Annotated in this window: 20 protein-coding genes; 9 read left to right on the top strand and 11 right to left on the bottom strand. The window is 71.4% G+C overall.

The window, feature by feature from the left end:
* Positions 1-9: 9 nt before the first annotated feature.
* From ACZ69Q_RS06010 to ACZ69Q_RS05990, 5 genes are read right to left on the bottom strand one after another with little or no spacing between them, the layout of a single operon-like run.
* Positions 10-2,016 (bottom strand): endo-beta-N-acetylglucosaminidase, encoded by a 2,007-nt coding sequence (locus ACZ69Q_RS06010; RefSeq protein ID WP_471037011.1) that lies wholly within the window; start codon positions 2,014-2,016, stop codon positions 10-12.
* The gene (locus ACZ69Q_RS06005; RefSeq protein WP_471037008.1) at positions 2,013-3,269 is read right to left on the bottom strand and encodes a glycoside hydrolase 5 family protein; all 1,257 of its coding nucleotides are present in this window, start codon (positions 3,267-3,269) and stop codon (positions 2,013-2,015) included. The genes ACZ69Q_RS06010 and ACZ69Q_RS06005 overlap by 4 nt, the downstream gene beginning before the upstream one ends.
* Positions 3,270-3,298: 29 nt before the next feature.
* Positions 3,299-4,207: a carbohydrate ABC transporter permease gene (locus ACZ69Q_RS06000; RefSeq protein WP_471037005.1), complete on the bottom strand. Its 909-nt coding sequence runs from the start codon at positions 4,205-4,207 to the stop codon at positions 3,299-3,301.
* Positions 4,204-5,097, bottom strand: coding sequence for a carbohydrate ABC transporter permease (locus ACZ69Q_RS05995; protein WP_471037001.1), 894 nt, complete (start codon positions 5,095-5,097; stop codon positions 4,204-4,206). Before ACZ69Q_RS05995 ends, ACZ69Q_RS06000 begins: the two co-directional genes overlap by 4 nt.
* A 6-nt stretch (positions 5,098-5,103) precedes the next feature.
* Complete coding sequence (locus ACZ69Q_RS05990; RefSeq protein WP_471036997.1) at positions 5,104-6,396, bottom strand: ABC transporter substrate-binding protein; 1,293 nt, start codon at positions 6,394-6,396, stop codon at positions 5,104-5,106.
* 209 nt (positions 6,397-6,605) lie between these two features.
* Here ACZ69Q_RS05990 and ACZ69Q_RS05985 point away from each other — a divergent pair, with 209 nt between their 5' ends.
* Positions 6,606-7,652 carry a LacI family DNA-binding transcriptional regulator gene (locus tag ACZ69Q_RS05985; RefSeq protein WP_471036994.1) on the top strand — a complete coding sequence of 349 codons (1,047 nt, stop codon included), beginning with the start codon at positions 6,606-6,608 and terminating at the stop codon, positions 7,650-7,652.
* 72 nt (positions 7,653-7,724) lie between these two features.
* Here ACZ69Q_RS05985 and ACZ69Q_RS05980 read toward each other — a convergent pair whose 3' ends face one another.
* The 3 genes from ACZ69Q_RS05980 to ACZ69Q_RS05970 are packed head-to-tail and all read right to left on the bottom strand — an operon-like array spanning position 7,725 to position 12,306.
* A complete protein-coding gene (locus ACZ69Q_RS05980; RefSeq protein WP_471036990.1) occupies positions 7,725-8,831 on the bottom strand; it encodes a serine hydrolase domain-containing protein in 1,107 nt (368 codons plus the stop codon).
* Positions 8,832-8,873: 42 nt separating this feature from the next.
* A complete protein-coding gene (locus tag ACZ69Q_RS05975) occupies positions 8,874-10,418 on the bottom strand; it encodes an alpha-L-fucosidase (RefSeq protein ID WP_471036986.1) in 1,545 nt (514 codons plus the stop codon).
* A gap of 40 nt (positions 10,419-10,458) precedes the next feature.
* Complete coding sequence (locus ACZ69Q_RS05970; RefSeq protein ID WP_471036982.1) at positions 10,459-12,306, bottom strand: family 20 glycosylhydrolase; 1,848 nt, start codon at positions 12,304-12,306, stop codon at positions 10,459-10,461.
* Between the two features lie 250 nt (positions 12,307-12,556).
* Here ACZ69Q_RS05970 and ACZ69Q_RS05965 point away from each other — a divergent pair, with 250 nt between their 5' ends.
* A complete protein-coding gene (locus tag ACZ69Q_RS05965; RefSeq protein WP_471036979.1) occupies positions 12,557-13,900 on the top strand; it encodes an amidase in 1,344 nt (447 codons plus the stop codon).
* A gap of 25 nt (positions 13,901-13,925) precedes the next feature.
* Here ACZ69Q_RS05965 and ACZ69Q_RS05960 read toward each other — a convergent pair whose 3' ends face one another.
* Positions 13,926-15,185, bottom strand: a complete 1,260-nt coding sequence (locus ACZ69Q_RS05960; RefSeq protein WP_471036976.1) for an MFS transporter — start codon at positions 15,183-15,185, stop codon at positions 13,926-13,928.
* A gap of 119 nt (positions 15,186-15,304) precedes the next feature.
* On the bottom strand, positions 15,305-16,249 hold the full coding sequence (locus tag ACZ69Q_RS05955) for a LysR family transcriptional regulator (RefSeq protein ID WP_471036973.1): 945 nt from the start codon (positions 16,247-16,249) through the stop codon (positions 15,305-15,307).
* A gap of 134 nt (positions 16,250-16,383) precedes the next feature.
* Here ACZ69Q_RS05955 and ACZ69Q_RS05950 point away from each other — a divergent pair, with 134 nt between their 5' ends.
* The 7 genes from ACZ69Q_RS05950 to ACZ69Q_RS05920 all read left to right on the top strand — a co-directional run bounded on the left by ACZ69Q_RS05950 (position 16,384) and on the right by ACZ69Q_RS05920 (position 23,429).
* Positions 16,384-17,394, top strand: coding sequence for a fumarylacetoacetate hydrolase family protein (locus tag ACZ69Q_RS05950; protein ID WP_471036969.1), 1,011 nt, complete (start codon positions 16,384-16,386; stop codon positions 17,392-17,394).
* The gene (locus ACZ69Q_RS05945; RefSeq protein WP_471036966.1) at positions 17,391-18,371 is read left to right on the top strand and encodes a cyclase family protein; all 981 of its coding nucleotides are present in this window, start codon (positions 17,391-17,393) and stop codon (positions 18,369-18,371) included. The genes ACZ69Q_RS05950 and ACZ69Q_RS05945 overlap by 4 nt, the downstream gene beginning before the upstream one ends.
* A gap of 104 nt (positions 18,372-18,475) precedes the next feature.
* Positions 18,476-19,621, top strand: a complete 1,146-nt coding sequence (locus ACZ69Q_RS05940; RefSeq protein ID WP_471036963.1) for an FAD-dependent oxidoreductase — start codon at positions 18,476-18,478, stop codon at positions 19,619-19,621.
* Positions 19,618-20,652 carry an amidohydrolase family protein gene (locus ACZ69Q_RS05935; RefSeq protein WP_471036960.1) on the top strand — a complete coding sequence of 345 codons (1,035 nt, stop codon included), beginning with the start codon at positions 19,618-19,620 and terminating at the stop codon, positions 20,650-20,652. Before ACZ69Q_RS05940 ends, ACZ69Q_RS05935 begins: the two co-directional genes overlap by 4 nt.
* 11 nt (positions 20,653-20,663) lie before the next feature.
* The gene (locus tag ACZ69Q_RS05930; RefSeq protein WP_471036956.1) at positions 20,664-21,626 is read left to right on the top strand and encodes a VOC family protein; all 963 of its coding nucleotides are present in this window, start codon (positions 20,664-20,666) and stop codon (positions 21,624-21,626) included.
* A gap of 88 nt (positions 21,627-21,714) precedes the next feature.
* Positions 21,715-22,680, top strand: a complete 966-nt coding sequence (locus ACZ69Q_RS05925; protein WP_471036955.1) for a fumarylacetoacetate hydrolase family protein — start codon at positions 21,715-21,717, stop codon at positions 22,678-22,680.
* A complete protein-coding gene (locus tag ACZ69Q_RS05920; RefSeq protein WP_471036954.1) occupies positions 22,677-23,429 on the top strand; it encodes an SDR family NAD(P)-dependent oxidoreductase in 753 nt (250 codons plus the stop codon). Before ACZ69Q_RS05925 ends, ACZ69Q_RS05920 begins: the two co-directional genes overlap by 4 nt.
* Positions 23,430-23,465: 36 nt before the next feature.
* Here the strand turns inward: ACZ69Q_RS05920 and ACZ69Q_RS05915 are convergent, their stop codons facing one another.
* Positions 23,466-24,662 carry a GDSL-type esterase/lipase family protein gene (locus ACZ69Q_RS05915; protein WP_471036952.1) on the bottom strand — a complete coding sequence of 399 codons (1,197 nt, stop codon included), beginning with the start codon at positions 24,660-24,662 and terminating at the stop codon, positions 23,466-23,468.
* Between the last annotated feature and the right edge of the window lie 17 nt (positions 24,663-24,679).

Below are 24,679 nucleotides of genomic sequence, written 5' to 3'. Positions count from 1 at the left end.
GGCGGGTGGTTACCAGCGGTGGGTGACGGTCACGGGGGCCGACGTGGTGTAGAGCTCCCCTACGGCACGCAGTTCGAACCGTGCCTCCTGCTCGCCCTGTTCGGGCCGCAGGCCGCCGAGGAAGTACGCGCTCTGGCAGGTGCCCCCGAGGAAGCGCCGGGTGCCGTCGGGAAGCAGGCGGTGGATGGTGTGGTGGCGGGTGTCGCCGGGTGCCGGGGTCCAGGCGAGGCGCAGGTCGCCGCCCGAGGCCGCGGTGACGCGGAAGCCTGCCGGGGCGGCGGGCGTGTGTGGGGCGCTGCGGACGGCGAGGCCGCCGAGCCGCCACCGCACCGGACCGCCGTCGGCCGCGGTGAGCCGGACGCCGATCGCCCGCACGGTGCCGGTCAGGCCGGTGAGCCGTACGGTCGCGGTCTGCCAGCCGCTGCCCGAGGTCACGGGGAAGTAGGTGTACGGCGGTGTGGCCCCTGGTGCGGTGGGCTCGGCGGTGGCGACGGCCAGCTCGACCTTGACGGCGCCCGCGTCGGCCCGGTGGGTCAGCTCGACGACCGTGTCGGCTGTGATCGGCAGCCGTGTCGCATACACGTCGAGTACGGCCGGCCGGTCCAGTGCCCCGTCGACGAGCACACTGCTCCCGCCTCGCCACGCGGCCGCGAAGTCGAAGGTCACCGCGGGTCGCTGCCCGTCCGTGTGCACGACCCAGCGGCGGGACGGCAGCCGATCCTGGAGGCCCAGGTGGTTCCAGGGCACGTCCGACGTCACCTGGCCGTCCTCGTACCAGCGCAGTCCGTGGCCGGTGTTGAAGACGCTCGCGAACGGCATCGAGGTGACCGTCGACCGGTCGGCGACCGAGACGGCCGGCGACCGCCAGGTGTCCGTGCCGTCCGGCCGCGAGGGGTCCAGTGACCGCCCGGTCCAGAAGCGGTCGTCGGCGGCGTGGAAGTCGCCCGGCGTCCGGCCGTCGGCCGGCAGGTGGTTGCGGGTCCACTCGGGCCGGTAGAAGCCGACCGACACGACGTGCGCCTTGTCGCGGGGCACCATGGCGTCCCAGTTCACGGACGAGTTCCAGCCGTTCGACTCGACGTCGACTCCCGCCCACAACTCGTAACGGCTGCGGCCCAGTTGGGCGGCTCGCTGCCCCGACGACGTCAGTTTCGCGGCCGTCCAGCGGAAGTCGACGAACATGTCGTCGGCGGCCTGGAAGAACGCCTCGTTCTGCGAGTTGAGCGCGCCCTGCCAGCTCACGCTGCCGTTCACGGTCATCGAGTCGTACCAGGTGACCCGCTGGCCCTTGGCCTTGGCGAGGGTCTTCAGCTCGCGCAGGAAGCCGAGCATGTCGGCGCCCAGCGCGGTGTTCCCGCCGCTGGTCTCGGCGTTGACGAACCACCCGTCGAAGCCGTACGCCGCGGCGACCGCGACGAGCTGTGCGGCCAGCGGATACCGTCCGGCCGTGTCCTTCTGCACCAGGTCACGGGTCCACTGCAACTGCCCGCCGTAGGCGACCGGCGGCAGGAAGATGTTGCCGAGGACGGGCACGCCGTGGCGGTGGGCGGCGTCCACGATCGGCGCGTTCGGCGCCAGGATCAGCCCCTCGCCGGAGGAGCCGCCCCAGAACACCAGCTCGTCGATGTACGCCCAGTGCGTGAGGGCGTAGTAGTCGGCCGTGGCCGAGCCTTGCGACGGGTTGCTCGCGGTGGGCCCGAAGGACACCAGGGACTGGATACGCGCCTGGCCCGCACGGGCGGTCGGGTTGACCGGGGCCGGGGTGAAGCGCTGGGCGAGCGGGACGCTCGACGCGTTGAAGGCGAGGTCCGCGTCGTCGGCCGGGCGCCAGGACTTCAGGCTGCGCCAGGTGATGCCGGTGCCCGGGCTGCCGGAGGGCAGTGAGTCCGGGTACCAGTAGGACGCGTACGGCTGGAGGGCGGCGGCCTTGGGCCCCGGTGCCGCCGTCGTCGGTGACGAGGGGAGCATCGCGGCCGTGGCGGCGGCGATGAGGACGGTGCGTCTGGTGGGTTTCACGAGCGGGTGCCTCCTTGTGGGGTGGGGAGTACCTGATCGGGAGCGACGACCTCGGTGATGCCGCGTGCCGCGAGGTGTTCCTGGTCGGCGGCACGCGCATCGAGGACGGTGGTGGGGCGGGCGCCGTCGGCGACCAGCCGGAAATAGGCGTCGAAGACCGGGCCGCCCGGTGCGCAGAGCGAGCGATCGGCCGGATCGGCGGGGACGATCAGCGCCGTCGTACGCGGCACGGGTGTGCGTGGCGCCTCCTGGGCCGCCCGCTCCAGCACCCGGGCCGTGTCCTTCGGTTTGCGGTCGTTGGTCAGCAGGCCCAGTCCGTATTCGAGTTCGGGGAAGTCGGCCAGCTCACGGGACACGTCGTGGGAGCACCACCAGGTGATGCCCCACAGGTCGGGGCAGTCCAGCGCGTTCGCGACGGTCGCCGCGGTGAAGGCGGCGGCGTGCTCGGGCGGGACCAGGGGCGCGGGTGCGCCGACCTCCTGGAGCCAGACGGGCCGATGCGGGTCGTCGGCCCACGCCTTGCTCAGCTCGACGAGGTAGCCGGCGTGGTGCTCGGCCGGGACGGAGGTGCGGCCGTGGCGCTGGGCGGTGCCGTTGAAGACCCAGGAGTGCACGGCCGTGACGGCACCGTGCCGGGCGGCCTGGGCCGGGGTGAAGGGCTGGTCGTCCTGGTACCAGGTGGCGTCGTACTCGGCGTGCAGGTGCAGCCGCCCCGGGGCACCCTCCTCGCAGGCGGCGAGCATGCGCGTGAGCCAGCGGTCGATCTCGTCCTCGGTGGCGCGGTCGGGGTCCGGGTGCGGGCCCGCCGAGAACTGGTTGACCTCGTTGCCGAGGGTCATGCCGAGGAAGTTCGGCCGGTCGGCGAGGGCGGCGGCGAGGGTGCGCAGGTAGGCGGCCTGGCCGTCGAGGACGTCCGGGTCGGTGAAGAGGTTGCGGCGGTGCCAGGTCCGGGTCCAGGCCGGGAGGAAGTCGAAGCTGCTCAAGTGGCCCTGCAGACCGTCCACGTTGACGTCGAGGCCGCGTTCGGCGGCGGCGTCGACGAGCCGGACGAGCTGTTCGACGGCCGTGGGGCGGATCTGGGTGCGGTTGGGCTGGAAGTACGGCCACAGCGGGAAGACCCGGATGTGGTCGAGGCCCAGCGCCTCGATGGAGTCGAGGTCGGCGCGTACGGAGTCGAGGTCGAAGTCGAGCCAGTGATGGAACCACCCCTCACTCGGGGTGTAGTTGACGCCGAAGCGCACGGCAGAAGGCATGCGGTGTCCTTGCACTCGGTGGGGGAGGTTCAGCCCTTCACCGCGCCCTCGCCGACGCCGCGGAAGAAGTACCGCTGCAGACAGGCGAAGAGGGCGATCAGCGGCGCGACGGCGATGATCGTGCCGGCGGCGACCAGGCGTTCGTCGTTGGCGAAGGTGCCGTGCAGGTAGTTGAGGCCGATGGTCAGCGTGAACTTCGACGGGTCGCTCAGCACGATCAGCGGCCACAGGAAGTCGTCCCAGGCGCCCATGAAGGCGAAGATCGCGACGACGGCGAGGGTCCCCTTCACCGACGGCAGCGCGATGCGCAGGAACCGCTGCCAGACGTTGGCGCCGTCGACGTAGGCCGCCTCCTCGATCTCGTACGGCAGGTTGAGGAAGGCGTTGCGCATCAGCAGGACGTTCAGGGCGCTGATGCAGCCGGGCAGGACGACACCGATGAGGGTGTTGTTGAGGCCGAGCTCCCGCATGGTCGTGAACTGGGCGATGATGATGCCCTCCACGGGCACGAGCATCGCCAGGACGAAGACGAGCGTGGCCACCCGGCGGCCCCGGTAGCGCAGCCGGGCGAGGGCGTAGCCCGCGAGTGCCGCGCCGACGCAGTTGGTGACGACGTTGGCGGTGGCGACCTTCAGCGAGTTCAGGGCGTAGTCCCAGACGGGGATGGTCTCGGAGACCCGCTCGTAGTTGTGCAGCGTCGGGTCGCCCGGCAAGAACTTCGGCGGGGAGCTGAAGATGTCCTCGGTGGGACCCTTGAGCGAGGTCGAGAGCTGCCACAGGAACGGGCCGACGGTGAGGGCGAGGACGGCCAGCAGGAGCAGGTAGCGCAGGGCGAGTTCCCAGACGCGGACGCGGCGGCCGTGTTCGTCGGTGATCCGGGGTTCGCGCGGGGCGGCCGGCTTCGCGGGGGTGGGCCGTACCTTCTCCATGACGCTCATGACTCCTCCCTCCGGTCGGCGCGCAGCACGAGCAGCATCAGGGCGACGGTGACGACGAAGACGACGACCGAGATGGCCGAGGCGTAGCCGACGCGGCCGGTCAGTCCGGTGCCGGTGCGCTGGACGAGCATGACGAGGGTGGTGTCCTCGCCCGCAGGGCCGCCGCTCGGGCCGGCCATCAGGTACACCTCGGAGAACACCTTGAAGGCGGCGACCGAGGACAGCGCGCCGACCAGGACCATGGTGGAGCGGACGGCGGGCACGGTGACCGTGAGGAAGCGGCGGATCGCGCCGGCGCCGTCCACGGCCGCCGCCTCGTGCAGTTCGCGGGGCACGTTGGCGAGCGCGGCCAGATAAATGATCATGTAGTAGCCGAGGCCCTTCCAGACCGTCACGGCCATGGCGCTCAGCAGGAGCAGCCACTGGTCGCTGAGGAAGCCGACCCGGCCGACGCCGATCGTCTCCAGCACGGAGTTCACCAGGCCGCGCTCGTCGAGCAGCCACACCCAGATCAGCCCGACCACCACGATCGAGGCGACGACCGGGGTGTAGAAGGCGGACCGGAAGAAGGTGATGCCGGGGATGTTCTTCTGCACCAGGAGCGCGAGCAGCAGGGGCAGTACGACGAGGGCGGGGACGACGCCGAGGACGTACAGCGTGCTGTTGCGCAGTCCGATCCAGAACATGTCGTCGCTGAGCAGCTCGCGGAAGTTGGCGAGGCCGACGAACTTCCCCGGGATCAGGGTGCGGCGGTCGGTGAAGGCGTTGACCAGCGTGGAGAGGAACGGGTACAGGATGAAGGCGCCGGTGATCAGCAGTCCCGGGGCGGCGAACAGCCAGGGGCTGGTGGGCAGTTGGCGCCGCACCCGGGAGACGGTGGAGAGGGCCATCGCGTACTACCCCTGCTGCTGGAGCAGCGTGTTGCAGGCCTTGACAGCGTTGTCGAGAGCTTCCTTGGGGCTCTCCTTGCCCTGCAACGCCTTGGCGACCTCGTTGCGCAGCTCGGTCTTCATCTGCTCGCTGAACAGCACGGGCGTGTAATTGACGGCGTTCTTCAGGGACTTGGCGGCGGCGACCCGTACGCGTGTCTCGTCGGTGCCGTCCTCCTTGGTGAAGTACGGGTCGTCGAGCGAGCCGGCGGTGCTGGGGAAGATGGCGACCTGCTTGGCGAACGACATCTGGTGCTCGGCGTCGGTGACGTAGTGCGCGAAGGCGACCGCGGCGGGCGTGCGCTTGGTCTGCGCGTTGACCATCACGCCCATCACGTACATGTTGACGTGGCCGGTGCTGGTGATCTGGTCGGTGATGCCGACGTTCTTGTACAGGTTCGGCGCCTGCTTCTTGAAGTTGCCGAGGTCGAGCGCGCTGCCGGGGTTCATGGCGACGGCTCCGGTGAGGAACTTCTTGCCCGACGACTCGGGGGTGGCGGTCAGCGCCTGCGGGTCGAGGGCCTTGGCGTCGTACAGCTCCTTGTACTTGGTGAGGAGCTCGACGCCTTTCGCGTCGTTGAACGTGAAGGCGGTGCCCTCCTTGTTCATCAGCTCCACGCCGTAGCGGCCGAAGTCCTCGACGGTGGGGACGTTGGCGAGGGTGGCGACCTTGCCGTCCGTCTCCTTCGCCATCTTCAGGGCCGCGTCGAAGACCTCGTCGTACGTCTTCGGCGGCTGCTCCGCGTCGAGGCCCGCCTCCTTGAACAGCGTCTTGTTGTAGAAGAGCGGGCCGGTGTTGAGGTACCAGGGGAAGGCGTACGTGCCCTGCATGCCGGGGACCTGGTGGCTGGCCCATGCCCCGTCCAGGTACTCCTTCTTGTACTTCCCGGCGGCCTTGTCGAGGTCCATCGCGAGGCCCGCCTTGGCGAGCGGGGCGACCAGGTCGGGCGAGACGTTGACGACGTCGGGGAGCGTGCCGCCGGCGGCGTCGGCGCTGATCTTGTCGGCGTAGCCCTCGGCGGGCTGGTCGATCCACTTGACGTTCGTGCCGGGGTACTTCTTCTCGAAGTCGGCGATCAGGCCCTCGAAGTAGTCCTTGAAATTGGCGCGCAGGTTCCAGGTCTGGAAGGTGATGTCGCCCTCGACCTTGCCGGAGGCGTCGGTGGCGGCGCTGTCACCGCCTGACGAACCGCAGGCACTGAGCGGCAGCGCGACACAGACGGCGAATGCGGCAGCGAGGGCTCTACGGGATATGGGCACCGTGAACCGGCCTCCTTTGCGGGCGGGTTGGTCGACGTGGCAGACCCTGCACGCCGCTCCACGGGCCCGTCAATGGCTCTCGCGCAGCTAATTTCTTTAGTGACTAATGCGCATTAGGGTCACCGAACTGAACCGCATTAGGATCACGCCGCTGAACCGCATTAGTGCATACTGCTCCGGGAATGTGCCGCCGGAATGGGGGGATCACGATGTCAGGCAAGCGGTCACCGGCCCGGCGTCCGACGATGAAGGACATAGCGCGGCACGCCGGGGTCTCCCAGAGCGCCGTCTCCTTCGCGCTGAACGGCCGGCCCGGCGTGTCGGAGGACACCCGCGACCGGGTGCGCCGGGTCGCCGAGGAGCTCGGCTGGCGGCCCAGCACGGCGGCGCGCGCGCTGTCCGGGGAGGGCGCGGCGACGGTCGGCTTCGTGCTGGCGCGTCCGGCCGACAAGCTGGGCGTGGACTCCTTCTTCTTGCAGCTCGTCTCGGGCATCCAGGAGGTGCTGGCGGAGCGCCATCTCGGGCTGCTGTTCCAGGTGGTGGAGGACATCGCCGACGAGTGCGCGGTGTACCGGCGCTGGTGGGCCGAGCACCGTGTCGACGGTGTCCTGGTCGTCGACCCGCGCACCGACGACCCCCGCCCCGACCTCCTCGACGAACTGGGCCTGCCGGCCGTGGTGATCGGCGGCGCGCCCGACGAACGCCACCCGGGTCTGTCGACCGTCTGGGCCGACGACGCGGGCGCGATGGCCTCGGTGGTGGACGGCCTGTACGCGCTCGGCCACCGGCGGATCGTGCACATCGCCGGTCTGCCGGGGCTCGCCCACACCGAGCGCCGCATCCGCACCCTGCGTGCCGAGGCCGGGCGCCGCGGCCTGTCCGAGGTGCGGTCGGTGACCACCGACTACTCCGACGCCGAGGGCGCGGCGGTCACCCGCCGGGTGCTGGAGGGCACCGCTCCGCCGACCGCGTTGATCTACGACAACGACGTGATGGCCGTCGCCGGTGCCGCCGCGGCGACCGAACTCGGCTTCTCCGTACCGGCGGACGTCTCGGTGGTCTCCTGGGAGGACTCGGCCCTGTGCCGCATGGTCAAGCCATGGCTGTCGGCCCTGTCCCGGGACAGTGTGGAGTTCGGCCGCACGGCGGCCCACGAACTGACCGCGCTGCTCGACGGCGGGTCGGCACGCGCGGTGCGCGTGCCGGTGCCGCGGTTGATCGAGCGTGGGAGCACAGGGGTGGCGCGGGGTGCGTGACGGGCCGGTGCCGTCGCCGTCCGGCCCGGTCGGCCTCACGCGCCACCCGTCGCTCGTCGCCCGTCGCCCGGATCAGAGGCGCAGCCCCTGAAGCCCCTCATAGGCCGCCGTCACGATCTCCATACCCCGGGTGTCCTCCGCGGGCTCGCGCATCTGGTTGGTCACGTAGGCCACCACCATCCGGCTGTCGGGCTCCAGCATCATCAGGGATCCGCCCCAGCCGCCCCAGCCGTACGCGGTGCCGAAGAGGCCGTAGCCCAGGCCCCAGCGCATGGGCATGCCCAGGACGCGGTCGTCGCCGTCGAACTGCTCCTCCCAGGCACGGTCGCAGCCGGCCCGGGACAGCAGCCGTACGCCGCCCACCTCTCCCCCGCAGGCCAGGACCGACTGGACCCGCGCGACCGAGCGGGCGTTGCCGTATCCGCTCGCCGCGGGGATCTGTGCGCGGCGCCATGCCTGACTGTTGCCGTCGCGGACGCGCACGCCGTTGCCCGCCTCGGAGCCCTCCGGATTGCCCGGCGCGCTCGCCGCGTAGTCCTCGTCCCGGCCGGTCGGCGCAATCGCGGGGGCGACCCGGTGATCGTGTTCGGCCGGCAGGCCGATGTGGAAGTCAGCGCCCAGCGGACCCGTCACCTCCGCGGCGAGGAAGTCCCCGACGCTGCGGCCGGTGACCCGGCGCACGACCTCGCCGACCAGGAATCCCTGGGTGAGGGAGTGGTATCCGGCGGCGGTGCCCGGCTCCCAGCGGGTGGTGCGCGCGGCGAGCCGGGACGTGGCGGCCGGCCAGTCGTAGAGCTCTTCGACCGGCCCGTCCCAGTCGGGCAGGCCCGCAGTGTGCGAGAGCAGGTGCCGTACAAGCACCTTCTCCTTGCCCTCCGCCGCGAACTCCGGCCAGTAGCGGGCGACCGGCGCGTCCGGGTCGAGTTCGCCCCGGTCGATGAGGACCAGGGCGCACAGCGCCGTCATCGTCTTGGTCACGGACCACACGTTGACGATCGTGTCGCGCTCCCACGGGACGGTGCGGTCGGCGTCCGCGAAGCCGCCCCAGACGTCCACGACCGGCTCGCCGTCCACGAAGACCGCGACGGAACCGCCCGCGTCCCCCGCGTCCAGCATGTCGGCCAGCGCGTTCGGCACGGCGATGAACAGACGGTCGTAGGTGCCCTGGATGTCGGCCATGCACCCCATCCAGCCCGCGCGGCCCCGCCCCGGTCAACCGATTTAAACCCGTGAGCGGTACAGCCCGAACTCCGCGATCCGCGCCGCCGCGCGCGAGCCGGTCACCCGCACCCGCCACCGTCTGGCCCGCACCGGGGCCGGGAGCAGCACGATCCGGCTCGCGCCGATCGTTCCGGCCCGGGTCACCTCGGACCAGGAGCCGTCGCGCTGCGCCTCCACCACGAACCCCTCCACCTGCTGCCCGTGTCGGATGTCCTCCGCGAGTCGGATCCGGTCCACCTCCCGCTCCCGTCCGAGGTCGACGGTGACACGGCCCGGTGAGACGGTCGTGCGGGCGTCGCGTGCCAGGTCCTCGGGCAGCTCACGGTCCACGCGCTCGCGGAACTCCCGCAGCTTGGCCACGTCGGCGGCGGGCAGCAGGCCGTCCGTGTCGGGCGGGATGTTGAGCAGGAGCACCGAGTTGCGGCCCACCGACCGGAAGTAGATGTCCGTCAACTGCTCGACGCTCTTGGGCTGTTGGTCGGCATGGTAGAACCAGCCGTCGCGGATCGACACGTCGCACTCGGCCGGCCACCACTGCAGGTGGTCGGCCACCGGCCGGGCCTTGACCAGGGCGGCGCGGCTGCCCATGTCGGGCGCGTCGTAGGCGAGGGCGTAGTCGGTGCGGCCGTAGTCCTTCTCCTGGACCGGTACGACGCTCCACTCGTCCTCCCGGGCCAAGCCGCCCTCGTTGCCGACCCAGCGCACATCGGGGCCGGACACGGCGATCACGGCGTCGGGTGCGAGGGCGCGGACGAGGGTGTACCAACTGTCCCAGTCGTACTTCTCCACCTTGTCCGGCGGGATGCGGCCCTGCGCGCCGTCGAACCACACCTCGTCGACCGGCCCGTACTCGGTGAGGACCTCGTAGAGCTGGTTGAGCATATGGGCGCCGTAGTCGGTGGCCGGGAGGGTGTACGAGCGGGGCGGTGTGCGGTCGTCGCCCGCCACGAGGGTGGGGATCGTGCGGTCGGTGCGGGCGCTGCCGTTGGCGTAGACGCCGTGGAGGTACTGGTTCTCGTCGGCGGGCGAGATGTAGACGCCGACCTTGATGCCGTGGCGGCGCATGGAGTCGGCGAAGGAGCGCAGGACGTCGCCCCGGCCGTCGCGCCAACTGCTCGACGCCACCGAGTGGGTGGTGTACCGGGTCTGGTGGAGCACGAAGCCGTCGTGGTGCTTGACGGTGAGGATGGCGAGCCTGAAGCCGCCGTCGCGCAGGGCGCGGGCCCACTGGTCGGTGTCGAGGCCGGCCGGCTGGAAGACGTCGGGGTCCTCGTCGCCGGTGCCCCACTCCAGGCCGGTGAAGGTGTTCACGCCGAAGTGCAGGAACGCGGTGCGCTCCAGGCGCTGCCAGGCGATCTGCCGTGCGGTGGGGCGGACCTGGGAGGCCTTGCGGACCAGGTCCGCCTCGGTGTCGTCGGGGCTGACGGGGATGCGGTAGCGGGGGTCCTCCGCCGTGCCGGCGGGTGCCGCCAGGGCGGGTCTGCTCACGCCGGTCGCGGCGAGGACGGCGGCTGTCGCGAGGAACACGCGTCGGGAAACGGCCATGGGAAGGCTCCTCGGGTCAGATGCTCAGATGCGCAGGTGCTCAGGTGCTCAGGTGCCATATGGCGGGGGTGCGCTGATCCGGCGGGTACTGGGCGAGCCGCCCGTCGTCCGTGACGCCCAGCGGCATGCGGGTGATGGCGTTGACGAGCCGGTAGCCGCCGGCGGCGGGCTCCAACTGCCAGCGCTGGAGAGTGTTGCCGGGGTCGCACGCCTGCGGCGCCGCCTCGACGCCGGGCTGGAGCGGCACGTTGAGCGTGAGCTTCCCGCCCCGGACCTCCAGGCAGCCGTCCGCCGTCCGCACGGTCGCATAGCCGTCGGCGGTGCGCGCCACCTCGGCGTCGAAGGACCGGCCTCGCGTCCGGAAGGTGTACGAGCCGTCCGCCACCGGCACCCGCGTCAGATCCCGCCACCCCGGCGCGTGCCCGACGGCCGCACCGCGCGCGGTGAACCCGGCGTAGGTGGCGTCGGGGTGCGGATCGCCCCAGGTGGACTGGGCGATGTGCCGCAGCGCGGGCCACAGGGCGACCGCGACCTCGTTCTCGGTCTCGCCCCGGCCGTTGTCGGGCCAGAGGCTGATCTTCGCACCGGTGACGCCGTCGGAGGTGGCCAGCTTCTCGCCCTCGAAGCTGCGCGGGTCCCAGCTCTGGTCGTACAGGCCCTTGGCGTCGCTGTGGAAGCCGCCGCGCACGAGGTAGAGGGCGTAGGCCGCGTTCATCAACGGGTAGCCCTGGGCCAGGAGTTGACTCGGTTTCGTCGCCACGTTCAGCCAGTGCTCGATCGTCGTGCCCGCGGTCACCGGGACGGTGTTGGCGCCGGTGAGCCCGTCGTTCCAGATGCGCAGCTTCCTGCCCTTGTCCGCCGCGTGGGCGTGCACGCGGTTGACGAAGTCGATGAACGCGTCCTGAGGTGTGGCGCCTGGGCCGTACCTGTCCTGGGCGTACTTCAGGATCTGCGGGTACTTGGCGAAGTCGGAGCCGAGCATGTACTCGTCGGCGCCCATGTGCCAGGACGTGGAGGTGAAGACTTGCGCGTACTCGTCCATCAGGCCGGTGTAGTAGGCGAACGCCTCCGGCCTGGTGATGTCGAGGCGCGAGGGTTGCTTGTTGCCGTCGGAGTCCGTGAGTTGCAGGTCGGGACGGTTCTCGATCCACGGGTCCATGTGGCCCGGGGAGTTGATCTCCGGGATGATCTCGACGTGGTACCGCTTGCCGAGGGCGACCAGGCCGCGGATCTCGTCCTTGGTGTAGTAGCCCCAGGTGTCGGCCTCGGGGTGGGCGTCGCTCTTCACCTTCAGTTCGAGGAGCAACTGGTTGAGCTTGTGGTACGCCATCTCGCGGACCAGGTTCTCCAGCCAGGGCATCGAGATGTGGACGTAGCAGGCGCAGACGCCTACGCCCCGCTCCTTGTAGCGCGGTGCGTCGATGGTGCGGCCTGCCGGGATCCGGTCGCCCTGGGCGAGGAGCTGGAGGAGGGTTCGGGTGCCGTAGAAGGCGCCGTTCTCGGTCGCCGCGGTCACCGACAGCCGCTTGCCGGCGCTTAGTTCGTAGCCCTCGGCACCGAGGGAGGTCCGGTCGGGCCGGACGTCGATGACGATGTCACCGGTCCTCGCGCCGCCGGGCACCACGGGTACCGTGCCGTGTCCCGCGTCGCGCAGATCGTCGGCGAGCGTGCCGGCGACCCGTCGTTCGCTCGCACCGTCGGCCACCAGGCGAGTGGAGCGCGCGTAGCGGTAACTGCCGGACGCCGGGGTCCAGTCGGCCAGGGCGGGCACCGTGACCGGAGCCTGCGCCGGCGTCGCCGGTGCCTCCTGGGCGATGGCCGGCAGCGGCGCCGTGAGCAGAAGCGTCAGCGCCGTGAGGACTCCGGCCGGTCTCCAGCGTCTCCTCATAAGACACCCCTATTCATCGGATGTCTGATGATTGAGCGGGCCCCAAGGGCTGTCAATGGGAGCCGAGAGCAGTCGAGTTGACTCATTGGTCCGATGACGCGCAGGTCAACGGGGCGGTATGGAAGCGAGGCCCCGCGAAAAGTCCAACAAGAGCTACGCGAATATCCAAGCCCGGCGGCCTCTCGACGCCGGGCCCGCCGAGGGGCAGAGTTCCTCCTACATACTCGCGAGTAAGCCCTGAGGAGCGCCCGTGACCAGCTTGGTCGGTCGGACCGCCGCCGAGATCGCCGCCGCCGTACGCGAGAAGCGGGCCACTGCCCGGGAGGTGGTGGCCGAGCACCTGGCCAGGATCGAGCGCCTCGACGGCGGCGTCGGCGCGTTCCGGGTGGTGCGGGCCGAGGCGGCGCTCGCCGAGGCCGACGAGGTGGACTCGCGCGGCGACCTCGCCGAACTGCCGCTGGCCGGCGTGCCGGTGGCCGTCAAGGACAACCTCGCGGTGCGCGGCGAGTCCAAGCGCGTCGGCTCCGCGGCCACGCCGGACACGCCTGCCGAGGCCGACCATGTCACCGTGGCCCGGCTGCGGGCCGCCGGCGCGGTGGTCGTGGGGCTGACGAACGTGCCGGAGCTGTGTGTCTTCGGCACCACGGAGGGCGTGCACGGCACCGCCCGCAACCCGTGGGACACCTCGCGCACGGCGGGCGGTTCGTCCGGCGGCAGCGCGGCCGCCGTCGCCGCGGGCATGGTGCCGATCGCCCTGGGCAACGACGGCATGGGCTCACTGCGCATACCCGCGGCCAACTGCGGCCTGGTCACCATCAAGCCCGGCACCGGTGTGGTCCCGGCCGGCGTCAGCGACGGCGACTGGTTCGGCATGTCGGAGAACGGCCCGCTGGCCACCACGGTCGAGGACGCCCGCCTGATGCTGTCGGTCCTCGCCGACACCGACGTCGTACGCCCGGCCACCCCCGCCACGTACCGGATCGCCGTGTCCCTGCGCAGCCCGATAGCCGGGGTCGTCATCAGCAAGCCGTACGCGACCGCCGCCCGCGAGGCCGCGGGGTTGCTGATCAAGGCCGGTCACCAGGTGCGGCGGGCCGACCCGCCGTACCCGATGTCGCTGGGCGTGACCTCGCTGACCCACTGGACCGCGGGGACGGCCGTGGACGCCCGGGGCCTGGACCCGCAGCGGCTCACCCGCCGGACTCGGGTCCACGCCGCTGTCGGGAAGCGGTTCGTCGACCGGGCGCGCGTCGGCGCGAGCCGGGCGGAGCTGCGCCGGAGGCTGGAGCCGTTCTTCGCCGAGTACGACGTGCTGCTCACCCCGGCGCTCGCCCGCCGCTCCCCCCGGTCCGAGCCCTGGCACGAGCGGGGCTGGCTGCGCAACATCGTGGCCAACACGAACTACTCGCCGCTGACCCCGCCGTGGAACCTCACCGGCTGGCCGGCGATGGCGATCCCGCTCGGCACGCTGCCGTCCGGCGCCCCCACCGCCGTGCAGTTGGTCGGACGTCCCGGCTCGGAGGCGGAACTGCTGGCACTGGCGCAGCGGATGGAGGAACTGCGGCCGTGGCGGCGGACGGCGCCGCTGGACTAGGGCGGGGCCGGAATACGAGCTCCCGCTACAGGGCCAACGGTGCGACGGCCGCGGCCCTGCGTCGCGCGGTCAGGAAGAGGCCTGCCGCGACGACGGCCGAGGCGAGGCCGAGCAGGCCGACGGCGGCGGCCAGGGTGCCGAGGGCGGATTCGGCCGCGATCAGGACCAGCGGGCAGATGAACTGGCCGATGAAGAAGGACGCGGTCCACAGGCCGGTGCCACGGCCGCGGTCGGCGAAGTCCAGCCTGGACATGGCGATGGTGAGCAGGGAAGGCAGCAGGAGACCGGTGCCGAGGCAGTTGAGTACGGCGCCGGCGATCAGCAGCGGCGCGCTGTCCGCGAGCCACATCACCGCGAACCCGGCCGCGCACAGCGCGAAGACGAGTGGCAGTCGGGGCGCCGGGGCTCCGCGCAGCTTGGTGAAGGTGATCGCGCCGGCCACGGTGGCGGCGCTGGCGATGGCCGTGGCAAGCCCGATCACGCTGGTCGCCGTCACTCCGAGGTCGTCCAGCAGGTAGGACATCTCCACCGGGACGGTGTAGAAGACGAGGGCCCCGAACACGGTGAGTCCGCAGATCCCGGCCAACCGCCGGAAGGGGAACGGGCGCTTCGGGGCGACCGCGATGTCCGGGGTGACCGTCGTGACCGCCGTCGGCTTCGGCAGCCCGATGGCCATGAGCGGGGCGATGAGCAGACTGACGGCGTAGATCCAGAACGGGGTCCGCCAGCCGGCCGACCCCGCCGCACCGCCGATGACGAAGAAGGCGGTCGCGGAGGCGGAGGCGCACATGGTCTGGAGGGCCAGGTAGCGGTCCCGCACCCGGCCGCTGTAGTAGTCGCCGATCAGCGTGGTGCAGCAGGTCATGATGGCGGCCTCGGCGATACCGACCAGGGCGCGGCCGGCCACGATGGCACCCAGCGACTCCAGCCACAGCGGGGCGGTGCCGAAGGCCGCGTACAAGACGGTCGCGACGATCAGCAGGCGCTTGCGGCCGAGCCGGTCGACGATGACGCCCGCGAAGGGTGCCAGCAGGCCCAGCGACAGGGCCGGGACGGTGAGGGCCATCGGGACCAGTGCGTCTGCGCCGGGCACGTCGGCGAAGTGGTCCTGCATCTTGGGCAGCACGGGCGCGATCAGGACGGCCCCGAGGATCGGCAGACAACTGCCGGCCATGAGGAGAGCGACGCGCAGCCGGTGCGCGGCACCGGACGTCGGAAGGATCGCACCGGATGGCGGCACTGGTTCCGTGTAGGCGGGCGGGGGCGGAGGCACGGAAGCGGGCATGCGGGAACTCCACGTGGCGAGGTTGGGGAGGGGCGGCACGCCATCAGGGAACAGACACCCCGAGGAGAGGAGCGTGCGGAGGAACTGGGGTCGACTATGAGTGAGCGACCCAGCCCTGCCTAGCCTCTGCCCGATCGATCTCCCGGATCGCGATCATCCTTGCCGTGGATGGTCTCGGCGACCCGTGCCGCCGTCTCCCGCAGCCAGATGTGCGCCGCGTCGTGCGTGTGCACCGGGTGCCACCACAGGGCTTCCCGGAGCGGCACGGCGTCGTAGGGCGGTTCCATGACCCGTACGGGGACGAGTCCGTCCAGCCGGTCGGCGAGATGCCCCTGGATCAGGGCGACCCGGCGGGTGCCCGCGACCAGGAGGGGCATCAACTGGAAGCTGTCGACGGACACTTCGACGCGTGGCTCGATACCGAGCATGCCGATCTGCCGGGCGGCGGGGGCGTCATACGTGCGCTGGTACGTCACCCACGGGAGCCGGGCCAGGTCGTCGAGGGTGAGCTGCTCGCCGACCTCGGGGTTGTCGTCGGCGACGAGGTAGACCCAGCGGTCCCGGTAGAGCTCCACGGCGGGAAAGTCGCCGATGATGCCGTGCGGCAGCAGCAGCCCGTCGGCCGTGCTCAGCAGCGCCCCCGTGTTCTCGGTGATGTCCGTCGGGGGCTGTTTGAAGCGCAGCCGGATCCCCGGCGCCTCGGTGTGGACGACGCGGGCGAGTTCGGCGCCGAAGACGGCCACCGCGTAGTCGGAGGCGAGCAGGGTGAACTCGTGCTCCTCATGGGCGGGGGCGAACACCGCCTGGCTGGTGAAGACGCGTTCGAGCAGGTCGCAGGCGGTGGCGGTGCGGTCGAGGAGGGCCAGGCCGAGGGCGGTCAGCTCGTAGCGTCCGCCGACCCGGGTGAGCAGGTCGTCGTCGAAGTGGCGGCGCAGCCGGGCCAGGGCGGCGCTCATGGCGGGCTGGCTGAGCCCGATGCGCCGTCCCGCGTTGGTGACGTTGCGCTCCTCCAGGAGGGCACGCAGGGCGACGACGAGGTTGAGGTCCAGGCTGGCCAGGTTCACGCGAAATCCCTGTACGGAGGAGGAGGCCGTGGCCCAGGTATTTGTCGCCTGGATCCAGAGCATCCAAGGAATCGATTTCCCCGATCGCAATTTACGGGCCAGATTGGTGGCACCGCAATCGGGAGGACATCTCCGTGAAATCCGCAGCCGCAGCCGAAGCCACGTCGGCGCCCCTCTTCGCCGGCCCGTTCGCCATCGGCACTCTCTCCGCTCCGGGCGGCGCCGCGTTCCCCGCCCTCGTGGTGCCGGACGGCCGCGTGCTCGACCTGCGCGCGGCACTGGACGATCCCGCCCTGACCGCCCTCGCTCTCCTGGAGCACTGGGACGAGGAACTGCCGCGCCTGCACGGCCTCGCGGGCGATCCGGCCGGTGACTGGCTGCCGCTGGACGACCTGTCCGTGCACGCGCCCGTCGAGCCCCGGCAGATCTTCCAGTCCGGCGCCAACTACCGGCAGCACGTGATCGACCTGGAGGTCGCGCACCGCGCGAAGGACGATCCGCGCACCGTCGAGGAGGCCCGCGCCGAGATCGCGGCGATCATGGACAAGCGGGCCGCCGAGGACCTCCCGTACGTCTTCATCGGCCTGCCGACCACGATCACCGGCCCCTACGACGACGTCGTACTGCCCTCCTGGGCCAAGAAGCCCGACTGGGAGCTGGAGCTGGCCGCGGTGATCTCCCGCCCCGCCCACCGGGTCACGGTGGAAGACGCCCTCGAACACGTCGCCGGCTACACGATCGCCAACGACCTCACCGACCGGGCCACCGTCTTCCGCCGGGACATGCCCGCCATCGGCACCGACTGGCTGCGCTGCAAGAACGCTCCCGGCTTCACCCCGCTCGGCCCCTGGATCGTCCCGGCCGGGTCCATCGCCGACCCGTCCGACCTGCGGGTCACCCTGAAGCTCAACGGCGACACCATGCAGGACGAGTCCACCAAGGACATGATCTTCGGCGTGGCGCGGCTGGTCTCGTACATCTCCCAGAGCGCCCAACTCCTGCCCGGCGACCTGGTGTTGACCGGCAGCCCGGCCGGGAACGGCATGCACTGGGGCCGACTGCTGCGCGACGGTGACGTGATGGACGGATCCGTCACAGGGCTCGGAGCCCAGCGCACCCACTGCGTCGCTGAGGAGGCGCCGTGAGCGACCGCGCTACCACTGTGCCTGACGCGAAGGACGCCGAGGGTGCGATAGCCGAGGCCGCCAAGGCGTACTCCAATTGGGGCCGTTGGGGCGAGGACGACGTCCTCGGCACGCTCAACTTCCTGGACGCCGTAAAGCGCCGCGAGGGCGCGGCACTCGTCCGCGACGGCGTCAGCTTCTCGCTCTCCCAGCGCTTCGACATGAACGGCCCGCAGAAGGGCTGGCGGCGGCGTACGAACCCGGTGCACACCATGCTCGACACCGGCACCGACGCGGCCTTGGGCAACCAGGGTTTCCCGCACGGCATCGGCGGCGCCGACGACGTGATCGCGATGCCGCTGCAGTGCTCCACCCAGTGGGACGGCCTCGGCCACATCTTCGACCACGGCAAGGCATGGAACGGGCGGGCCGCCGAGAAGGTCGTCACCTCCGACGGCGACCTCGTCACCGGCATCGAGCACATGGCGCCGTACGTGGCCGGGCGGGGCGTCCTCCTCGACGTGGGCCTGGTCGTCGGCCGGAACGGCGAACTGCCCGACGGTTTCGCCATCACCGAGGAGCACCTGACCGCCACTGCCGAGGCACACGGCGTCACCGTCGGCCGCGGCGACCTCGTCCTCGTCCGCACCGGACGGCTGGCCCGCGCCAAACGCGAAGGCTGGGGCGAGTACGCGGGCGGCCCCTCACCCGGGCTGAGTTTCACCACCGCCGGCTGGCTGCACCGCAGCGAGATCGCCGGGATCGCCACCGACACCTGGGGTTTCGAGGTCCGGCCCAACGAGTTCGAGAACGCCTTCCAGCCGCTGCACCAGGTCGCCATCCCCAACATTGGCCTGCTCATAGGCGAGATGTGGGACCTCGACGCCCTGGCCGAGCACTGCGCGGCCGACGGGCGGTACGAGTTCTGGCTCACCGCCGCTCCGCTGCCGATCACCGGAGCCGTCGGCTCCCCCGTGAACCCGATCGCCGTCAAGTAACACCCCGGACCGGCCAAGTGGGCCGCCCCGACAGCCACATCCATCCGGCCCGCACCACTGCCCCCGCCGCTCGAAGTCGCGCGGCTCCACCGCAGGGAGACCCCATGACCGACCCCGGCCCCCGCCCCCGCACCGTCCTCGTCATAGGCGGCGGCGCCTCCGGCAACGCCGTGACCGTGCTGCTGCGGCGAGCGGGCATCACCGTCGACCTGATCGAGGCCAAGCCCGACTGGAACGTCCTCGGCTCCGGCATCACCCTCCAGGGCAACGCGCTGCGCGTACTGCGCGAGCTGGGCGTGTGGGACAAGGTCCGGGAGAGCGGCTACGCCTTCGACTCGGTGGGCCTGGCCACGCCCGACGGCCACGTGTTCCACGTCCAGCAGGACATCCGTACCGGCGGCGAGGACCTGCCCGCGACCATCGGCATGCAGCGGCCCCGGCTCCAGGAGATCCTGTGCGAGGCGGTCCGGGTCAGTGGCGCGACGATCCGCCTCGGCACCACCGCCGACGAGCTGGTCCAGGACGACACGGGCGTCACCGCCCGCTTCAGCGACGGCACCGAGGGCCGCTACGACCTCGTCGTCGCCGCCGACGGTCTCAACTCCCAGACCCGCGCGATGATCGGCATCGGCGAGAAGCCCGAGCCGACCGGCATGGCCATCTGGCGCGTCGCCGCACCCCGCCCGGCGGGCGTGGAGCGCACGGACCTGGCCTACGGCGGGCCCTGCTACATCGCCGGCTACTGCCCCACCAGCGAGAACACCATCTACGCCTATCTCGTCGAGGCCAGCCGCGACCGCGCCTCGATCGACCCGGCCTCGTACGCGGACGAGATGCGGCGCCTGGCGGCCCCGTACGGCGGCGCCTGGCCCGAGATCGCCGCGAGCATCACCGACCCTGCGGAGGTCAACTACACCTGGTTCGACCGGCTGCTCGTCGAGGGGCCCTGGCACCGCGGCCGGGTCGTGCTGGTCGGCGACGCCGCCCACGCCTGCCCGCCCACCCTCGCGCAGGGCGCGGCCATGTCGCTGGAGGACGCCTCCGTACTGGCCGAACTGCTGAGCGCGGAGGAGTCGTGGGACTCCCTCGACGACCCGCTGAAGCGCTACCACGAGCGCCGCATCGGCCGTGTCCGCATGGTCGTCGAAGCCTCGATGCAACTCGGCCAGTGGCAGCTCGACGGCGTCCGTGACGCCGACGTGCCCGGCCTGATCGGCCGCACGATGTCGGTCCTGAAGGAGACCCCGTGACGACCCCGGACACCCTGGCGACCCCAGAGACCGCAGCCATCCCCACCATCGACGTCCACGCGCACGTCCTGCTCCCGCAGGTCGAGGAGGCCGTCGCCGGGCACCCCGGGCTGGCCGCCGCCCGCAGTCTGGATGCCCGTCGCAACGGCCCCGAGGCGCTCGCCGTCAACGGCCCGATGGTCCGCGACCGCATCCCTCTCCTTACCGACGTCAAGGCCCGGCTCACCGCGATGGACGCCTCCGGTGTCGACGTCCAACTGGTCTCGCCTTCCCCGTCGCACTACCACTACTGGGCCGACGAGGACCTGGCCCGCACGGTGTGGGAGCTGGCCAACACCGGCACCGCCGCCCACGTCGCCCAGGCCCCCGACCGGCTGCACGGACTGGGCCTCGTCCCGCTCCAGCACCCGGACCTCGCCGTCAAGGCCCTCGACCACGCCCTCGGCCTGGGCCTGCGCGGAGTGGAGATCTCCAGCCACGCACCAGGGCGCGAGCTCTCGGACCCGGCCTACGACACGTTCTGGGCGCTCGCCGAGACAACCGGCGCGGTGCTCTTCCTGCACCCCTTCGGCTGCACGCTCGACGAGCGCCTGGACCGCTGGTACCTGTCCAACACGGTCGGCCAGCCCACCGAGAACGCCGTCGCGCTCTCCCACCTCATCTTCTCCGGGGTGCTGGACCGCCACCCCGGCCTGAAGGTGATCGCCGCGCACGGCGGCGGCTATCTGCCCACCCACATCGGCCGCTCCGACCACGCCTGGCGGGCCAGACCGGACGCACGGGGCTGTGCGGCCGAGCCGAGCAGCTACCTCAAGCGGCTGTACTTCGACTCGCTCGTCCACGACCCGCACGTCCTGCGCGAACTGATCAGGGTGGCCGGCCCAGACCGGGTCCTGCTCGGTTCGGACTTTCCCTTCGACATGGGCACCGTGGATCCCGTCGGCGCGCTGCGCGCCGCCACGGACCTGCCCGACCCCCACTTCCACGCCGTACGCGGCGGCAACGCGGCAGCGCTGCTGCGCCTGTTCTGAGGAGCCCCCACATGACCAACGACCTCCCCAGCCCTCTGTCCAACCGCCTGCTCACCCACCTGCGGCACGTCGACCTCGCCGTGCCCGACTACGACAAGCAGCTCGACTTCTACGCCGGAGTCTGGGGCCTGACCAAGGTCGCCGAGGACTCGGGCATCTCCTTCCTGGCCGCCGAGGGCAGCCCCGAGAATTACGTCATCCGGCTCCGCAAGGCGGACGAGAAGCGGCTCGACCTCGTGTCCTACGGCGCCGCGTCGGCCACCGACGTGGACACGCTCGCCGAGCGACTCCTCGCGGACGGCGTGCGGCTGATCTCGCAGCCGGGCAAGGTCGACACCCCCGGCGGCGGCTACGGCTTCCGCTTCTTCGACGGCGACGGCCGCACCATCGAGGTCTCGGCGGACGTCGAGACCCGGCAGCACCGGCGTATCGAGGAGAAGGAGGCCATCCCGGTCCGCCTCTCGCACGTCGTCCTCAACTCCCCCGACCTGGACGCCACCCGCGCCTGGTACGAGCGCCACCTCGGCTTCCGGCTGTCCGACACTCTCAGCTCCCCGCACATGGGCGAGGTCATGCACTTCATGCGGATCAGCAGCCGGCACCACTCGATGGCCATCTCCAAGGGCCCGTACGCCTCCCTGCACCACGTCTCGTTCGAGCTGCGCGGCCTGGACGAGTACATGCGAGGCTCGGGGCGCGTGATGCGCTCCGGCGCCCGCAAGATCTGGGGACCGGGCCGGCACATGGCGGGTGACAACACCTTCACGTACTTCCTCGATCCGCACGGCAACACCGTCGAGTACACGACGGAGCTGGAGGAACTCGACGAGGACACCTGGCATCCGCATGTCTACGACTTCTCCCAGCCCGAGGTCACCGACCAGTGGGGCACGGCGAACCCGATGAACGAGCTGGTCGCCAAGGAGTCCTTCAACGACGTCGACCGCGGCGTCTTCGTCGCACCGCCGGTCTGATCCCCCTCGACACCGGGGGCGCGGAACAACCCGTGCCTGACTCCCCCCGCACCCCCGGTCCACTCCTACGCCGCACCCCAGGATCGCCATGCGCTTCGCCACGTACGAACACCACGGCCGCCACAGCGTCGCCACCGTCGACGACGACGGCACCCTCCGTCCCGTCCCCGGCCGTGCCTCGCTGCTCGACCTGCTCCGCGCAGGCCCCGCGGCCCTACGAGAGGCGGGCAACGCCGCACGGGACGTGCCGGACGGCCCGCACGTCTCGCAGGCGCGGCTGCTGCCGCCTCTGCAGCCGCCGTCCGTACGGGACTTCGTCACCTTCGAGGAGCACGTCGAGGGCGTACGGCGCAGCGTCGACAACGCGGCCGGGGTTCCCGACGCCTGGTACGACGCGCCGACCTTCTACTTCACCAATCCGTACGCCGTCATCGGCGCGCACGACGACGTGCCCGTGCCGCCCGGCTCCTCGGTCCTGGACTTCGAACTCGAAGTCGCCGCCGTCATCGGCATCGAGGGCCGCGACCTCACACCCCTTCAGGCCCGCGACCACATCATCGGCTACACGATCTTCAACGACTGGTCCGCCCGCGACCTCCAATCCGCGGAGATGAGGGTGGGGTTGGGCCCCTGCAAGGGCAAGGACACCGCCGCCACCCTCGGCCCGTACCTGGTCACCGCCGACGAGCTGGAGCCGTACCGGGACGGCGACGGTTTCCTGCGGCTGGCGCTGACCGCGTCGGTGAACGGCGAGGTGGTCGGCGAGGACCTGCTGTCCAACATGAGCTGGACCTTCGAGGAGATGGTCGCCTACGCCTCGCGCGGCACATACGTCCGTCCCGGCGACGTCCTCGGCTCCGGCACCTGCGGCAACGGCGGCTGCCTGGCCGAGCTGTGGGGCGTACGCGGCCGGCAGGACCCGCCGCCGCTGAAGCCCGGCGACACCGTCACCCTCACCGTCGAGGGCATCGGCACCGTCTCCAACACCGTGGTGCCCGGCGCCGGACCGGTACCGGTCCCCCGGGCCCGCAAGCGCCCGAGGCTGCGCCCGTGAACCGCGGGGCCGTGAACAGGCTGGACGGCAAGGTCGTCGTCGTCACCGGAGCCGCGCGCGGGCAGGGCGCGGCCGAGGCCGAGGCGCTGACCCGGGCGGGGGCGGTGGTCGTCGGCACCGATGTGACCGAGGCTCCGGGCTGTCTGCGCCTGGACGTCACCGACGCGGAGGAGTGGGCGGCGCTCGCGGAAGAGCTGCGCCGCCGGTACGGAGAGGTCCACGGCCTGGTCAACAACGCCGGCATCACCTGGCGCGCGCGGCTCGACGAGGTCACGCCCGAGGACTTCGCCCGCGTCCACGCGGTCAACGTCACCGGCCCGCTGCTGGGCATCCAGCATCTGGCCCCGTTGATGCCGCCGGGCTCGTCGATCGTCAACGTCGGCTCGGCCGCCGGGCTCACCGGGCACTACCCGGTCGCGTACACGGCCAGCAAGTGGGCGCTGCGCGGCCTGTCGAAGGCGGCCTGTGTCGAGCTGGGCCCGCGGGGAATCCGTGTGAACACCGTCCATCCCGGCTTCATCGAGACCGAGATGACCGCTTCCGCCGCGCCCGCCTTCCGCGAGGCGAACATCCGCGAGACGCCGCTGGCCCGTACCGGCACCGTCGACGAGATCACCCCGCTGGTGGTCTTCCTCCTCTCCGACGACGCATCCTTCATCACCGGCGCCGAGATCCCCGTCGACGGCGGCTTCACCGCACACGGCGGCGCCAAGTCCATCTCCGACGCCCTGCGGCCGGCGTCCGGCTGAACCTCCGACCGGGTGCGGCCGTCCGCCGTGCGGACCCTAGGCGGACCTGCCCTGGCCCGGCTCCGCGAACGGCCCTTCGGCGGTGAACGCGAGCCGTGCGAAGCGTTCGCCCATACGACGATGGGTGGCGGCGTCGGGGTGCAGGTCGTCGGGCAGCGGCAGCTCGGCCGAGTCGGCCTCGCCGTACAGCTCGCGGCCGTCGAGGTAGTGCAGGTTCGGGTCGTCGGCCACCCGCTGCCTCACGATGCGGGACAACTCGTCCCGGATGACGCGCAGCGTCAGCTTCCCGCTCGCCTCTTCCGCCGGGTCGCCCATGGCCACGAACCGCAGTTGGCCTCGGCCGAGGCCGCTGAAGTCCGGTGCGGCGGGGCCGGGTGTGTCCTCGTGGATCGGGCACAGGATGGGCGACACGACCAGCAGTGGGGTCGTCGGGTGCCCTTCCCGGATGGTGTCGAGGAAGCCGTGGACCGCGGGACCGAAGGCGCGCAGCCGCATCAGGTCCAGGTTGACGAGATTGATGCCGATCTTGACGCTGATGAAGTCGGCGGGGGTGTCGCGCAGGGTGCGGGCGGTGAACGGATCGAGCAGGGCGCTGCCGCCCAGCCCCAGATTGATCAGCTCCACGCCCCCGAGTGAGGCGGCGAGCGCCGGCCAGATGCCGGTGGGGCTGGCGGCGTCGGAGCCGTGGCTGATCGAACTGCCGTGGTGCAGCCACACCCTGCGGCCCGTGTCGCGGGCCGGCTCGACGGGGGCGTCGGTGCGCAGGGCGATCAGTTCGGTGGTCTCGTTGTGCGGCAGCCAGATCTCGACGTCCTTGTCCCGGGCGGGCAACCCGGCGAACCGGACCGTGCCGGGACGGCCGGGCCGGCGCTCGGTGGTTCCGGCCGTCATGTCGATGATCAGGACATTGCCGTCGGTGACGCTGCCCTGCCCGGCGGGGCGGCCGTCGACGATCAGGTCGTACAGGCCGTCCGGACGGGGCGGGGTGCCGACATAGCTGCGCTTGGTGGGCAGCGTGTCCAGTTCGACGGCGGTGGCGCGGGTTCGGAAGGCCAGCCGTACGCCGGAGGGCTGCGACTCGGCCATGGCGAGCTGCCCGTCGGTGTTCTGGGCACGCGCCCGGGCGGGCAGCCGGTGCGGCAGCAGGCCGTGGTCGGTCCGCTCGACGTCGAGGGCACCGCGCAGCAGGTCGGCGGTGACGGTCGTGGTGATCCAGTCGTGCTCGGTGTCCATGTCCTTCAGCCTGTCGG

Source organism: Streptomyces sp. NPDC036764, assembly GCF_055609385.1.
Note: the sequence above shows the minus strand (reverse complement) of the source record. Positions and strands in the feature narration are given on the sequence as shown.